The organism is Nocardia panacis, from assembly GCF_003598715.1.
Classification (GTDB): Bacteria; Actinomycetota; Actinomycetes; order Mycobacteriales; family Mycobacteriaceae; genus Nocardia; species Nocardia panacis.
Genome location: NZ_QZFU01000029.1, coordinates 490744 through 505222, shown reverse-complemented (window position 1 = coordinate 505222; position 14479 = coordinate 490744). Strand labels below are relative to the sequence as shown.

At 67.4% G+C, this 14479-nt stretch carries 13 protein-coding genes and 2 tRNA genes; 9 read left to right on the top strand and 6 right to left on the bottom strand.

Features of this window, described 5'->3' with window-relative positions; genetic code table 11:
• The first annotated feature begins 98 nt into the window (after window positions 1–98).
• The 7 genes from D5S18_RS24630 to D5S18_RS24600 all read left to right on the top strand — a co-directional run bounded on the left by D5S18_RS24630 (window position 99) and on the right by D5S18_RS24600 (window position 6993).
• Window positions 99–171: transfer RNA gene (locus D5S18_RS24630), tRNA-Arg, on the top strand.
• A gap of 589 nt (window positions 172–760) precedes the next feature.
• Window positions 761–1216: a GntR family transcriptional regulator gene (locus tag D5S18_RS24625; RefSeq protein WP_120043431.1), complete on the top strand. Its 456-nt coding sequence runs from the start codon at window positions 761–763 to the stop codon at window positions 1214–1216.
• A 381-nt stretch (window positions 1217–1597) separates the two neighbouring features.
• Window positions 1598–1840 carry a hypothetical protein gene (locus tag D5S18_RS35895; RefSeq protein WP_239003977.1) on the top strand — a complete coding sequence of 81 codons (243 nt, stop codon included), beginning with the start codon at window positions 1598–1600 and terminating at the stop codon, window positions 1838–1840.
• The gene (locus D5S18_RS24615; protein WP_239003976.1) at window positions 1837–3225 is read left to right on the top strand and encodes a metallophosphoesterase; all 1389 of its coding nucleotides are present in this window, start codon (window positions 1837–1839) and stop codon (window positions 3223–3225) included. The genes D5S18_RS35895 and D5S18_RS24615 overlap by 4 nt, the downstream gene beginning before the upstream one ends.
• A gap of 107 nt (window positions 3226–3332) precedes the next feature.
• Window positions 3333–4358, top strand: coding sequence for an iron ABC transporter substrate-binding protein (locus D5S18_RS24610; protein WP_147404126.1), 1026 nt, complete (start codon window positions 3333–3335; stop codon window positions 4356–4358).
• Window positions 4359–4360: 2 nt separating this feature from the next.
• A complete protein-coding gene (locus tag D5S18_RS24605; protein WP_120043429.1) occupies window positions 4361–5956 on the top strand; it encodes an ABC transporter permease in 1596 nt (531 codons plus the stop codon).
• Window positions 5953–6993, top strand: coding sequence for an ABC transporter ATP-binding protein (locus tag D5S18_RS24600; protein WP_120043428.1), 1041 nt, complete (start codon window positions 5953–5955; stop codon window positions 6991–6993). The genes D5S18_RS24605 and D5S18_RS24600 overlap by 4 nt, the downstream gene beginning before the upstream one ends.
• 46 nt (window positions 6994–7039) lie before the next feature.
• On the opposite strand, the gene D5S18_RS24595 is transcribed toward D5S18_RS24600, so the two are convergent.
• A tRNA-Cys gene (locus tag D5S18_RS24595) sits at window positions 7040–7114 on the bottom strand.
• An 86-nt stretch (window positions 7115–7200) separates the two neighbouring features.
• Here D5S18_RS24595 and D5S18_RS24590 point away from each other — a divergent pair.
• Together D5S18_RS24590 and D5S18_RS24585 are read left to right on the top strand one after the other, a co-directional pair.
• Window positions 7201–7800 carry a MarR family winged helix-turn-helix transcriptional regulator gene (locus D5S18_RS24590; RefSeq protein WP_120043427.1) on the top strand — a complete coding sequence of 200 codons (600 nt, stop codon included), beginning with the start codon at window positions 7201–7203 and terminating at the stop codon, window positions 7798–7800.
• A 124-nt stretch (window positions 7801–7924) separates the two neighbouring features.
• On the top strand, window positions 7925–8923 hold the full coding sequence (locus D5S18_RS24585) for an Hsp70 family protein (protein WP_239003975.1): 999 nt from the start codon (window positions 7925–7927) through the stop codon (window positions 8921–8923).
• On the opposite strand, the gene D5S18_RS24580 is transcribed toward D5S18_RS24585, so the two are convergent.
• Genes D5S18_RS24580 through D5S18_RS24560 form a run of 5 tightly spaced genes read right to left on the bottom strand, consistent with a single transcriptional unit; the run spans window position 8924 to window position 14445 of the window.
• The gene (locus tag D5S18_RS24580) at window positions 8924–9754 is read right to left on the bottom strand and encodes an enoyl-CoA hydratase (RefSeq protein ID WP_120043426.1); all 831 of its coding nucleotides are present in this window, start codon (window positions 9752–9754) and stop codon (window positions 8924–8926) included. It lies immediately after the preceding gene.
• Window positions 9755–9756: 2 nt separating this feature from the next.
• Entirely contained in the window at window positions 9757–10668 is a 912-nt protein-coding gene (gene mmsB, locus D5S18_RS24575) for a 3-hydroxyisobutyrate dehydrogenase (protein WP_120043425.1), read from the bottom strand.
• Entirely contained in the window at window positions 10665–11738 is a 1074-nt protein-coding gene (locus D5S18_RS24570) for an enoyl-CoA hydratase/isomerase family protein (RefSeq protein ID WP_120043424.1), read from the bottom strand. Before D5S18_RS24570 ends, mmsB begins: the two co-directional genes overlap by 4 nt.
• Window positions 11735–12874, bottom strand: a complete 1140-nt coding sequence (locus D5S18_RS24565) for an acyl-CoA dehydrogenase family protein (protein WP_120043423.1) — start codon at window positions 12872–12874, stop codon at window positions 11735–11737. The genes D5S18_RS24570 and D5S18_RS24565 overlap by 4 nt, the downstream gene beginning before the upstream one ends.
• Window positions 12875–12879: 5 nt before the next feature.
• Window positions 12880–14445 (bottom strand): CoA-acylating methylmalonate-semialdehyde dehydrogenase, encoded by a 1566-nt coding sequence (locus tag D5S18_RS24560; protein ID WP_120043422.1) that lies wholly within the window; start codon window positions 14443–14445, stop codon window positions 12880–12882.
• Window positions 14446–14479: the final 34 nt, after the last annotated feature.

Genomic DNA, 14479 nt, shown 5'->3' with positions numbered 1-14479 from the left:
CACCTCCGGCGGGCACCCGCCACACCCCATCCCACCCCGCCTTTTGGCCCCCAACCCCCCAATGCGATACGCTTGCCCCCGCACCAAATCCCATCCCCGCCCTCGTAGCTCAGGGGATAGAGCGTCTGCCTCCGGAGCAGAAGGCCGCAGGTTCGAATCCTGCCGAGGGCACGATCGATTGGGTGAGCTGTGCTCGCGGAGGGCGCTTGCCTTTATCGATCGTCATTTTTCTGGGGGTGCAACCCCCAGGCCCCGCCCGGCGGGCTTCGCCCCCGGACCCCCTGGGTTGTGGTTCGTTGGGGTGTTGATGTGGCCGTGGCACGAAGTGTGCGGTCCGGGTGCACGATTCGTTTGCCGAGTTTCAGGCTTCGGGCTCGCGATTGTGCTAGCCGCCTTGCACGGCACCAACTTTCTTGTGCACCGCGACGGATCTTGCGTTGCCATTCAGGCATTACGTTGCGGCGGCTCGCCCTGTTCAAAGCTGATTTGTGTGGTCCGACGACCGTTCCCGTTTCTCGAGTCGGCGGCTCCGAGCCCGCGAGCAAGTCCGCCAAAGATGTATTGATGGCACGGTTCAGCGAGTTTCGCCGTGTTCTTGGCGCTGTCCGCCAACAGCTTTCATGGCAGCGGCGAAGAGAGGGTCCGGGTACGACCTCATTGGCGGCGTGGATGGGCCGGGCGGGGGTTCTCTCGTCTCTGGAGACGGGAGTTGGGGGCATTGGGGGGGGGGGGGGGTGGTGGTGCGCAGTAGGGTTCGGGTATGGCCGAACCGGCGTATGTGGCGTTGGCGCAGGAGTATGCCGGGCGGATACGGGGTGGGGGGTGGGGGGAAGGGGTGCGGTTGCCCAGTCAGGGGGAAATGGCTGCGGCGCATGGGTGTTCGCGGGATACGGTGCGCAAGGCGGTGGATCTGTTGCGGGCGGAGGGGCTGGTGCGGACGGTGCGGGGGCGGGGGACGTTCGTGGTGGGCGGGGAGGCGGGGGTGCCCGCTTCGGAGCATGAGATCGATCGGATTCGGGCTATCGGCAATGCGATTCGGCGGGCACGGTTGGCTTCGGAGTTGATGATCTACTACCAGATTCGGATCGCGGAGTTGTCGGGGATTCGGCAGTCGGCTATCGAGGAGGCGCGGGACCGGGGGGTGAGCTATACCGAGATCGGGCGGCAGCTCGGGCTGGCGGAATCTCGGTTGCGGCAGTTGCCGGAGGAGATCTAGGGGGTCGGACCGGAGCAGTTGACAGCGGCCCGGGCGCGCTGTTCACCTGGCGTTCGGGTTTCGTGCGCTGGGCGGCGATCGATTGGATGCTTGGGGCATACTCGGCCACGACTACTTCGTCTGTCGAGTTGGCGACTGAATTCCGAAGCGAACCAGACCGTCCCACAATAGTTTTCGGCCACCACCCGATCACCAGGGATTCCGCGTTCACCAATCTCGGCGGTCCGGGATTCGTTCTGGACCGCCACAGCGCCGCACGATTGCAGAACCTGTACCGCACCGCTCCCGGCGTATTCCTGCACCACGCGGGCCATACGCACCGCAATCGGCGCAGCACCCCGGGATATCGCTCTCGATGTCGAATTCCTGGAAGTCGCGGCGGTGAAGGAGTATCCGGGCGGCTACATCCTTTTGCGCCTCTACGAGGGCGGCTACCTCGTCAACTTCTACAAGATGAGAGCCGAGGCCGCCCGCCGCTGGAGCACCCGGACTCGCCGCCAACTCTTCGGCCTACTGCCCGGTTACGCACTCGGCAGCACCGACGACCGCAATCACACTGTGCTGCGTGATCTTTCGGGTGTACGCCCACTGACCGCATACAATCGGGCGGAACCGTCCAGGTGACAAGGAGTCCGGTGAACTGCTGCGGCCCCACCCGTAGAACGCTGCTCGCCGCCATGGGCTTCGCCGCCTTGCTGCCCGCACTCGACGTGGGGCGTGCTGCCGCACAGCCGAATCCGCTGTTGACAACGGACCTCGAGGTGGTCACCATCACCGACACCTCGGTGGTGCTCACCTGGACGACACTGACCCCCGACGCGGCAGGCAATCCGGTCCCCGCCCTGGCCGATACCGAAGTTCTGCTCGCGGATGGCCGCGTCTTCACCCAGGCCCACTACGACGCCACCCCTACGCCCTACCACTTCGTCGAGGTGAACGGACTGGAACCCGGCCGCACCTATCGATTCGAGGCCCGTTCACGCGGTATCCGCGCCACGCCCGCGCTCAATCTGATCACCGGCGCGCCCGGCACCCCCGAATCCTGCGGCGAATTCACCACTTTGACGCCGCCGCCGGGACGCCTGCTGCACACGATCGCCCTCGCCAATGACGTGCACTTCGGCGAGGAGGTCAGCGGCGTCATCATCAATGGCCTGCCCCCCGGCTTCCGCCAGGATATGCCGCCGTATCCGCAGGCCATGCTGTCGGCGCTGCTGTCGGATCTGCCGACACGCGGCGTGGAGAAGCTGCTACTGGCGGGTGATCTCACCGCCGAGGCCGCGCCCGACCAGGTGCGGGGTGTCCGCGCGGCGCTCGACGGCTGGGGTCACGAATACCTGGTGACCCGAGGCAATCATGACCGCCCACATGTCGGCGAGGACTATCGCGGTTGCCCGTCGATCGACGATCATCACGACTGTTGGGGCGAGAGTTTCCTCCCGCGCCAGCAGCTCACCGAGAACCGCCTGGGTGAATTGCGCATCATCGGCCTGGACACCAGCGAACTCGACGGCTCGGGCGGCAGTATCGACCGCCCGCAGTTGGCTCACCTGAGCGAACTGCTGCGCGCGGACCCCGACCGCCCCACACTGGTCTTCGGCCACCACCCGGTGACGACGGAATCCGGCCTGACGAATACCGGGGGTCCGGCGTTCGTGCTCAATGGTCCGGACGGCGCGGCGCTGCAAGCCATGTACACGAGCGCACCCGGCGTATTCCTCCAGCACAGCGGCCATACCCATCGCAATCGCCGCACCCGCCCGGACGCCGCGTGCGCCGTGGAGTTCCTGGAGGTCGCCGCCGTGAAGGAGTATCCCGGCGGGTACAGCCTGCTGCGCCTCTACGAGGGTGGTTACATGGTCAACTTCTACAAGATGAGCGCTGAGCAGGCGCGGCGTTGGAGTGCCACAACCCGCGGTGAATATCTGGGCCTGTATCCGGAATACACGCTCGGCACCTGCGCCGATCGCAATCACACGGTGGAGCGCGACCTGTCGGGTCTGGCCTGACGCCCACCGGAGAAATCACACGCGGTATGTTCCCTTAGGTAAGCCTCAGCAAATGCGGACAAAGTACGCGGCGGCCGGGGAAAACAGTGCGCGTCGGAAGGACAAAAATGAATTCGGTGAAGTGGAAGGTGGTTTCCGGGACGCTCGCGGCCGCGATGGCCGCGCTCGGGGTCACGGCCTGCTCGAATTCGGCCAAGGACGACGCGGGCGAGATCACCGTGTACAACGCCCAGCACGAATCGCTCACCAAGGAATGGACCGACGCGTTCACCAAGGAGACAGGTATCAAGGTCGTGCTGCGGCAGGGCGGCGATACGGCGCTGGGCAATCAGTTGGTCGCCGAGGGTTCGGCCTCCCCCGCCGATGTCTTCCTCACCGAGAATTCCCCCGCCATGGCGCTGGTGGAAAATGCCGGACTGTTCGCCGACATCAATAAGGACACGCTGGACCAGGTGCCCGCGCAATTCCGTCCTTCCACCGGGAAGTGGACCGGAATTGCCGCCCGCTCAACGGTTTTCGTTTACAACAAGGACAAGGTCAAGGACGACCAACTGCCTGCCTCGCTGCTGGATCTGGCCCAGCCGCAATGGAAGGGTCGCTGGGGCGCGGGCGTCTCGGGCGCGGACTTCCAGGCCATCGTGGCGGGCCTGCTGGCGTTGAAGGGTGAGGACGCCACCAAGGCGTGGCTGAAGGGCATGAAGGAGAACTTCGTCGCCTTCCCGAACAACACCGCCACCATGAAGGGCGTGAACTCCGGACAGCCCGACGGCGGTGTCATCTACCACTACTACTGGTTCCGCGACCAGGCCAAGACCAAGGAGAGCAGCGCCAACACCGGCCTGTACTACTTCAAGAAGCAGGATCCGGGCGCGTTCGTCAGCGTCTCGGGCGGCGGCGTGCTCGAGTCGAGCAAGAAGCAGGAGTCGGCGCAGAAGTTCCTGAAGTTCATCACCGGCAAGAAGGGCCAGGAGGTGCTGCGCGACGGGGATTCGATGGAGTACCCGATCGCCGCCGATATCGCCGCCAACAAGGCGCTGCCGCCGCTTGCCGAACTGCAGGCTCCCGCGGTCGATCCGAGCAAGCTCGACGCCAAGAAGGTGACCGAGTTGATGACACAGGCGGGTCTGCTCTAGCGATGTCCTCGCGGACCACCCTCGCGCCCCGTGCCCGAAAGTTCCCGGCGCGGGGCGGTCGGCTTTCCGGGCGGGTCGGCAGACCGGGCCCCTTCGTCACCGCCGTGGCGCTGCTGCTCGTCGCGGCTACTTTCATCCCGCTCGGCTATATCGTCTCGGTGCTGATCGACACCGGGTCGACCGAGGCCGCCCGGCTGATTTTCCGGCCGAGAGTCGGTGAGCTGCTGCGCAATACGGTCGAACTCGTAGTCGTGACCGTGCCGCTGTGCGTGGTGCTCGGCGTCGCGCTGGCCTGGGTGGTCGAACGCACCGAAGTGCCGGGCGGTGCGTGGTGGGGGCCGGTTTTCGCGGCCCCGCTGGCGGTTCCGGCCTTCGTCAACAGCTACGCCTGGATCGGGGTGTTTCCAACCATGCACGGGCTGTGGGCGGGCGTGATCATCTCGACCATGTCGTATTTCCCGCTGGTGTATCTGCCCGCCGCGGCCACGCTGCGCCGTCTCGATCCCGCGGTGGAGGAGTCGGCCCGCGCGCTCGGCTCGGGTCCGGTCGCGGTGTTCGCGCGAATCGTGCTGCCGCAGTTGCGATTGGCGATTCTCGGTGGCGCGCTGCTGATCTCGCTGCATCTGCTGGCCGAGTACGGCGCGTTCGCGATGATTCGCTTCGACACCTTCACCACCGCCATCTTCGAGCAGTATCAGTCGAGTTTCGCCGGATCGGCGGGCAGCATGCTGGCAGGGGTGCTGGTGCTGTGCTGTCTGGTGCTGCTGACCGCCGAGGCCGGGGTGCGCGGGCGCGCCCGCTACGCCAGGATCGGATCCGGCGCGCAACGATCGGCGACGCGAATCCGCCTGGGGTTCACCGCTATTCCGGCGCTGGCCGGGCTGGCGGCCGTCACCGCGGCCGCGCTGGGGGTGCCGCTGTGGACCATCGGGCGCTGGCTGCGCCTGGGCGGCGCGGCGGTGTGGGATTCCGATGAGATCGGCCGAACCCTATGGCAGACAATCGGTTTGGCCGCCACAGCGGCGGTGGTCACCACACTGTGCGCCTTCCCGGTCGCCTGGATCGCGGTGCGCTCCACCTCGGTCTTCGCCCGAATCATCGAGGGCGCCAACTACATCACCAGTTCGCTGCCGGGCATCGTGACCGCACTGGCCATGGTGACGGTAACCATCCATTGGGCGCGACCGTTCTACCAGACCGTCACCATGGTGGTCGCCGCCTATGTGCTGATGTTCCTGCCCCGCGCGCTGGTGAGCGTGCGGGCCGGGTTGGCTCAGGTGCCCATCGGGTTGGAGGAAGTGTCGCGTTCGCTCGGAAAGTCCGGCCCCGCCACCTTTTTCCGAGTGACACTGCGGCTGGCCGCGCCCGCGGCCGCCGCGGCGGGCGCGCTGGTCTTCGTGGCGGTGGCCACCGAACTCACCGCGACGCTGCTGCTGGCCCCGAATGGCACCGAGACGCTGGCGCTGCGCTTCTGGTCGCTGTCGGGCGAATTGGACTACGCGGCGGCGGCGCCGTACGCGCTGATCATGATCGTCGCCTCGATCCCGGTGACGTATCTGCTGTTCACCCAATCCAGGAAGGCGGCAGGGCTGTCATGAGCAGACTCGTCGTAGCCGGCATCTCCAAGAACTTCGGCTCGACCCGCGTCCTGGACGGGATCGACCTCGAGGTGCCCGATGGCACCGCGACGGCGGTGGTCGGCTCCTCGGGCTGCGGGAAGACCACGCTGCTGCGGGTAATCGCCGGATTCGAGTATCCCGACGCGGGTTCGGTGGCCATCGGCGCGCGGACCGTCTCCGACGAGCGGCGCACGGTGCCGCCGCAGCGCCGCCGCGTCGGCTATGTGGCCCAGGACGGCGCCCTGTTCCCGCACCTGACCGTCGGACAGAACATCGCCTACGGCTTGGGCGGCGGCCCGTTCGCCGCGCGGCGGACCTCGGGTCGCGTCCGCGAATTGCTCGAAATGGTGTCTCTCGACCGCGATTTCGCCGCGCGCCGTCCGCATCAACTCTCCGGCGGTCAGCAGCAGCGGGTGGCACTGGCTCGCGCGCTGGCCAGGCAGCCGGAGGTGATGCTGCTCGACGAACCGTTCAGCGCGCTGGACGCGGGTCTGCGCGCCACCACCCGCGAGGCGGTGGCGCAGACTCTGCGCGCGGCGGGGATGACCAGCATCCTGGTCACCCACGACCAGGAGGAGGCGCTGTCGTTCGCCGAACAGGTGGCGGTGCTGCGCGACGGTCATTTCACCCAGGTGGGTGCGCCGCAACTGGTTTACGCCGCACCCGCCGATCTGTATACCGCGCGTTTCCTGGGTGAGTGCGTCCTGCTCGACGCGATGGTGCGGGACGCGACCGCCGAATGCGCGCTGGGTACGGTGCCGGTCCGCCCCGGCGGTCCGACCGGCCGGGTGACGCTCATGCTGCGTCCGGAACAGCTTGTGGCCCACGTGGTCTCGGATTCCGACAAAAGCAGCGGCGCGATCCGCGAGGTGACCTTCCGCGGTCCGGACGCCTTGCTGACCATCGCCGTCGAGGGCGCGGAGACGGTGCGGGTGCGCCGCGCCAGCGCCGAGGCGCCCGAACCCGGTGACCGGGTGCGCCTCGAGGTGCTCGGCTCGGCTGTCGCGTATTCGTGAGAACCCCGGTCCGGTAGGGATCCACCGGACCGGGGTTGCCAGGATCTGGAGCGAGCGGCGGGAATTGAACCCGCGTTAACGGCTTTGCAGACCGTTGCCTAAACCACTCAGCCACGCCCGCCTGACATCTCCTATCCTGCCGATCCGGATCCGGCGCGCCCACCGTTGCGCTCACGCTGATCCGAACGCGCGTGCAATGATCGGAATATGTCTCGGCCACGCCCACTTCCGCTCGATCCCATCGCGGAGGCGCACCGTCAGTGGACCGGTCACGGCTGGGGTGCGGTGGCCGATGGGATGGCCGCGGTCACCTCGTTGGTCCGCGCCCAGCAAATCGTGATGGCGCGGGTCGACGAGGCGCTCAAACCCACGGGGCTGACGTTCTCCCGCTACGAATTGCTGATGCTGCTCGGTTTCAGCAAGACCGGCGCGCTGCCGATGGCCAAGGCCAGCGCCCGGTTGCAGGTGCATCCCACCAGCGTCACCAATACCGTCGACAGGTTGGAGGCGGCGCGTTTGGCGCGGCGGGTGCCGCACCCCAGCGACCGTCGCGCGACCCTGATCGAAATCACGGATGCCGGAAGGGAATTGGTAGCCGAGGCGACACTGGCGCTGAACGAGAAGGTGTTCGCGTTGCCCGGCCTGCCCGCGGATCGGGTGCGGGAACTGCTGGGGTTACTGGCCGAATTCCGCCATGCGGCGGGCGACTTCGACGCGGGTGACGCCGAAGGGCGCTGGACCGCCGACGAACCCGCGCCCGACGCGGACCGGTCGGTCGCTTACTCCGTCGAACCGAAAGACGGGTAACAGTCCGGCATCCAACTGGCGAATACGCCGCCCCGTCGCCTTGGCAGCGGAAGGGAAAGGGTCCACCATGGACCCCATGGTGCTGGTCCTGGGGGTATCCGCGGGCGCTGGCGGAGCCCGCGCGATGCTGACACATTCCGATCAACCGCATCTCCCCCCGATCGATCGCTGTGAAGTGCCGTATCGGGTGGCGGGCGGGATCGAAGAGTCGGTGCTGGAGGCGATCCGGCAGATGTGCGGTTCGGCCGAACGCCGCGCGGAACTCATCACCGCGACGGCGGTCACCTGCCGCTGCACCGAACACGCCGAGGCGGTTCGGGCGGCGGCCGGTCGCACCCGGCTGACCATCGTGGACGAACCGCTGGCCCAGTTGCGCTATCTGCGCTTCACCGGACAGCTACCCGATGACGGTTCGGTCGTCCTGTACGACCTGGGCAGCTCGGGTTTGACAGTGACGCATGCCGATTCGCGCACCGACGCCATCCTGGCGAATCGGCGCAGCACCGTGCTCAGCGGCGACGGCTACGACGCGCTGCTGCGCTGGCGACTGGCCCGCAGCGGGGTGCTCACCGACAAACCCACCAGCCGCCGCCACCGCGAGGAGTTGAGCAGCGCCAGGGTGATCACCGCGACGGATGCCGATTCGGGCGGGCGGGCGGTGCTGACCCGCAGCGATCTGACCGAATTATGCGCGGCGGGCATTCACCATTCGGCCTCATTCGTGCGGCAACTCGTGGCGGAGAGCGGAATTCGGCCGGGGGCGGTGGTACTGCTCGGCGGCTGCACCCGCAGCCCGAATATCCGTCAGGCACTGGGTGAACTGCTGCAACTGCCGATCATCTATGACCCGGAGCCGGAGTACGTCTCGGCGCGCGGCGCGGTCCTGCTCGCGGCGGAGCGCCCCACGGGCGATATCCGGATGGCCATGGCGCGGATCCCCACCGAGCGCCCGGCCGCCGCGCCGGTGGGCCGCCGCAAGATCGTGGCGGCCGTGGCGGTCACGGCGGCGCTCGGCGCCACCATCGCGGGTCTGCTTGCCGTGGACCGCGATTCGGCGCAACCGCACGATCGGCCCCCGGCGACGCAGATCCAGATCGCGACTACGCCGGGAGCCGTGCGCTGATCAGCGGTTGGTGAACTTCGCCGGACGCTTGTCGACGAAGGCGGCCATACCTTCCTTCTGATCCTCGATGGCGAACAGCGAGTGGAATACCCGCCGCTCGAAGCGCAGTCCCTCGGCCAGGGTGGTCTCGAAGGCGCGGTTCACCGATTCCTTGGCGATCATGGCGACCGGCAGGGACATCGAGGCGATGGTCTCGGCCACTTCCAGTGCGGTGTCGAGCAATTGGTCGGCGGGCACGATCCGGGAAACCAGCCCGGCCCGCTCGGCCTCCTCGACATCCATATTCCGACCGGTGAGCACCAGGTCCATCGCCTTGGCCTTGCCGATGGCGCGGGTCAGCCGCTGGGAGCCGCCGATGCCGGGAATCACACCGAGTTTGATCTCGGGCTGCCCGAATTTGGCGGTGTCGGCGGCGATCAGGAGATCGCAGATCATCGCCAACTCGCAGCCGCCGCCCAGGGCGTAGCCCGCGACCGCGGCGATGGTGGGCTTGCGGAACTGGGCCAACCGATCCCAGCGGGCGAAGTAGTCGTCGAGGAACATGTCCATATACGACTTGGGCTGCATCTCCTTGATATCCGCACCCGCCGCGAAGGCGCGCTCTGATCCGGTGATGACGACCGCGCCGATCTCCGCGTCGACCTCCAACTCGTCGAGCGCGGCGATGACATCGTCGAGCACCTGCGAGTTCAGCGCATTGAGCGCCTTGGGGCGGTTCAGCGTGATCCAGCCGACCCGACCCTTGCGCTCCAGCAGGATCGTCTCGAAATCTTGACGCCCACCCGTCGCCCGGCCGTCACCCCCGGCGGAATCGCTACGCGATGCATCCATCTTCAGGCATCCTCTTGGTCGGAACGGCTACGAATGTCAGTGACGATAGCGGAGAAATCGCGGCCCGCATCGGTCTGGTTGAAGCGAGCGTAGATCTCGGCCGCGAGCAAGCCGAGGCGACCGTCGACACTGTTCTCCCGCAACGCGTTCGCGGCCAGACCCAGATCCTTCGACATGAGCGCGGTGGCGAAGCCGGGCTGGTAGTCGTTATTGGCGGGGCTGGCGGGGACCGGTCCGGGCACGGGACAGTAGCTGGTCAGCGCCCAACTCTGGCCGGAGGCGGTGGAGACCACGTCGAAGAAGGACTGGTGGCTCAATCCCAGCTTCTCGCCGAGGACCAGTGCCTCGGACAGGCCGACCATGGAGATGCCGAGCAGCATGTTGTTGCAAATCTTGGCGGCCTGGCCCACGCCCGCGCCGCCGCAGTGCACCACCTTCGCGCCCATGACCTCGAGCACGGGCAGTGCGGCGGCGAAATCGGCGGCCCCGCCACCGACCATGAAGGTCAGGGTGCCCGCGGTGGCCCCGCCGACGCCGCCGGAGACCGGGGCGTCCAGCGCGCGATGTCCGGCGCCGATGGCCAGCACCGCCGCCGACTTGGCGTCGGCCACATCGATGGTGGAGCAGTCGATGAACAGGGTGCCCGGATCGGCCGCGGGCAGCAGTTCGGCGTAGACGTCGAGCACCAGTTTGCCGTTGGGCAGCATGGTGATGACCAGGTCACGGCCCGCTGCCGCCGCGGCGGCCGAATCCACCACGGTCGCACCATTCTCGGCCGCCTGCTCGCGGGCCGCGGGCACCGGGTCGTAGGCGAGGACCTCGTGGCCCGCCCGGACCAGGTTGGCCGCCATCGGCGCGCCCATATGGCCGAGGCCGAGGAAACCTATCCGCTGTGTCGCACTGCTTTGTGTCACTGCTGTACCTCCGGTGCTACCAAACCCAATTCGTCGGAACCCAATTCGGCGAAGTACGCGTCCACCTGAGCGGCGGAGACCTCGGCCAAACCGGCGGGCGACCACTTCGGGTCGCGGTCCTTGTCGATGACCTGCGCCCTGATGCCCTCGACCAGATCGTGCGAGGCCAACGCGGCCAGCGAGATCCGGTACTCCTGATTCAGCGCGGACTCGAGGGCGGGCAGTCCGCGTGCCGCGCGCAGCGCCCGCAGCGTGACCTTCAGCGCCACCGGCGATTTCGTGAGAATCTCGGCGGCGGCCGCATTGGCGGCGGGTTCCGCGCTCGCGCGCAGTCGGTCCACGATCTGCTCCACCGAATCCGCGCCGTAGCAGTCGTCGATCCACGAGCGGGCCGCCGACAGCGCCGATTCCGGTGCGGTCGTCGCGAATTTGGCCACGGCGACATCCGCCGACTCGGTGCGCAGCGTATCCAGCAGTGCCGGAATGTGTTCGGCGGTCACGAAGTAGTCGGCGAAACCGGCGGCGATGGCATCGCCCGCCGTCATCCGCGCGGTGGTCAAGCCCACGTGGGTGCCCAGTTCGCCCGGCGCGCGCGAAAGCAGATAGGTGCCACCGACATCCGGGACGAAGCCGATACCGACCTCCGGCATGCCCACCTTCGACCGCTCGGTGACGATGCGGTGGCTACCGTGGCCGGACAGCCCGACCCCGCCGCCCATCACGATGCCGTCCATCACCACCACATACGGTTTCGGGTAGCGGGCGATGAGCGCGTTGAGGAGGTACTCCTCGCGCCAGAAGCGGCCGGTGGGTGTTTGGGCCGGGTGGGCGAGATCCGCACCGGAGGCGTCGGCGTGGATGGCGACGATATCGCCGCCCGCGCACAGTCCCCGCTCCCCCGCGCCGATGAGTGCGACCGTGCGCACCGCGTCGTCCTCGGCCCATTCCCGCAGCGCCCGCGTGATCGCCAGCGTCATCGGGTGATTCAGCGCGTTGATGGCCCCGGGCCGGTTCAGGGTGATCAGGCCCAGGCCATCGCGACGCTCGATCAGGACTTCGGGTTCGGTCATGCTGCTCCTACCACCGAGCGGGCGACGACCACCCGCATGATTTCGTTGGCGCCCTCGAGAATCTGGTGCACGCGCAGGTCGCGCACGATCTTCTCCAGGCCGTATTCGGCCAGATAACCGTAACCGCCGTGCAATTGCAGCGCCTTGTTGGCGACCTCGAAACCGGCGTCGGTGGCGAACCGCTTCGCCATCGCGCACAGTTCCACCTTGTCGGGGGCATCGGCGTCGAGTGCGGCGGCCGCCCGCCACAGCAGGGTCCGCGCGGCCTCCAATTGCGTACGCATATCGGCCAATTCGAATTGCAGCGCCTGATTCCCGAGCAGGGGTGCGCCGAACGCGTGCCGCTGGGCCAGATAGGGGACGGTCTTGTCGAGTGCGGCCTGTCCGCCACCGACCGAGCAGGCGGCGATATTGAGACGACCGCCATTGAGCCCATTCATGGCGATCCGGAAGCCGTCGCCCTCCGCGCCGAGCCGGTTCGCCACCGGCACCCTGGCGTCGGTAAAGATCACCTGACGGGTCGGCTGGGCGTTCCATCCCATCTTGCGCTCATTGGGTCCGAAGGACAGTCCCGGTGTGTCGGCGGGAACCACAATGGCCGAAATGCCGCGCGCGCCTTCGGCTCCGGTGCGGACCATCACGACATACACATCGGTGCTGCCCGCGCCGGAGATGAATTGCTTGACGCCATTGAGGATGTAGTCCTCGCCGTCGCGAACGGCCTTGGTGCTCAGGGCCGCCGCGTCGGATCCGACGCCCGGTTCGGTGAGCGCGTAGCTGGCCAGGGTCTGCATCGAGGTCAGTCCGGGCAGCCAGCGCCGCCGCTGGGCGTCGTCGCCGTAGGCGTCGATCATCCAGGCGGCCATATTGTGAATGGAGATGTAGGCGGCGATGGCCGGGCAGCCGGTGGCCAACTGCTCGAACACCCGCACCGCGTCGAGTCGGCGCAATTGCGAACCGCCCACATCCTCGCGCACATAGACCCCGCCCAGGCCGAGCGGACCGGCTTTGCGCAGCACATCCACCGGAAAGTGTTTGTGCTCATCCCATTCCAGCGCGTGCGGGGCCAGGAATTCATCGGCGAAATCGCGCGCGGTATCGCGGATGGCGCGTTCGTCTTCGTCCAGGGCGAACATCTGCGTCAGTCCATCGTCGGGATAACGAAAGCGTTGGGAGCGGAGCCCGCGGAGCTCCCAGAAGAAACAGCAGCGGAGTCCACAGAACTCCCAGAACCCGCGGTGCCCCTGATTCCTTCCGGCCAGCGCTGCGTCACCGTCTTGGTCTTGGTGTAGAAGCGGATCGAATCCGGGCCGTGCTGATTGAGATCGCCGAATCCGGAGCGCTTCCAGCCGCCGAAGGTGTGGTAGGCGATCGGGACCGGAATCGGCACATTGATACCGACCATGCCGACCTGCACGCGCGCGGCGAAATCGCGGGCGGTATCGCCGTCGCGGGTGAAAATGGCCACGCCATTGCCGTATTCGTGCTCATTGGCCAGGCGCAGGCCCTCGGCGTAGTCCTTGGCACGGACCACAGCGAGCACCGGCCCGAAGATCTCGTCGCGGTAGATCCGCATCTGCGGGGTCACCCGGTCGAACAGCGTCGCGCCAACGAAGTAGCCGTCCTCGCCGCCCTCGACCTGCACGCCGCGCCCGTCCACCACCAGTTCGGCCCCCTCATCGATGCCGATCTGGACGTAGCGGTTGACCCGGTCCACCCCGTCGCGACCGACCAGCGGGCCGAAGTCCGCGCCCGGATCGTCGGAGCGACCGATATTCAGCTTGTGCACGCGCTCGGTCAGCTTGGCCACCAGGCGATCGGCGGTCTCCTCGCCGACGGGGACGGCCACCGAGATGGCCATGCAGCGCTCACCGGCGGATCCGTAACCCGCGCCGATCAATTGGTCGGCGACATCGTCGAGGTCGGCGTCCGGCATGACGATGGCGTGGTTCTTCGCGCCGCCGAAACACTGGGCGCGCTTGCCATTCGCGGTCGCGGTCTCGTAGATGTACTGCGCGATCGGGGTGGAGCCGACGAAACCGACGGCTTTGATGCGCGGATCGTGCAGCAGCGTGTCCACCGCGACCTTGTCGCCCTGGATCACATTGAAGACACCGGGGGGAAGTCCGGCCTCGAGGAACAGCTCGGCGAGCCGCAGCGGCACCGAAGGGTCGCGCTCGGAAGGCTTGAGCACGAAGGCATTTCCGCATGCCAGTGCGGGGCCCGCCTTCCACAGCGGGATCATGGCCGGGAAGTTGAACGGGGTGATGCCCGCGACCACGCCCAGCGGCTGGCGCATGGAGTAGACGTCGATGCCGGTGCCCGCGCTCTCGGTGTATTCGCCCTTGAGCAGGTGCGGGATGCCCGCGGCGAATTCGACGACCTCGAGTCCGCGCTGGATATCGCCCTTGGCGTCGGCGATGGTCTTGCCGTGCTCGCTGGACAGCAGCGCGGCCAGCGAGTCCATCTCGTCCTGCACCAGGGCGAGGAAGCGCATCAGCACGCGCGCCCGCTTCTGCGGATTGAACGCGGCCCATACCGGCTGGGCCGCCGCCGCGTCGGCGATGGCCGCGAGGACCTCGTCCTTGCTGGCCAGCGGCACCTTGGCCTGCACCTGGCCGATATTCGGGTCGTAGACATCCCCGAAGTTGCCGGAGGTTCCCGACACATGGGTGCCACCGATGAAGTGGGTGAGTTCGCGAACCATGCCAGTCCTTTCTGCGCGATCTGCGGCGATCCTA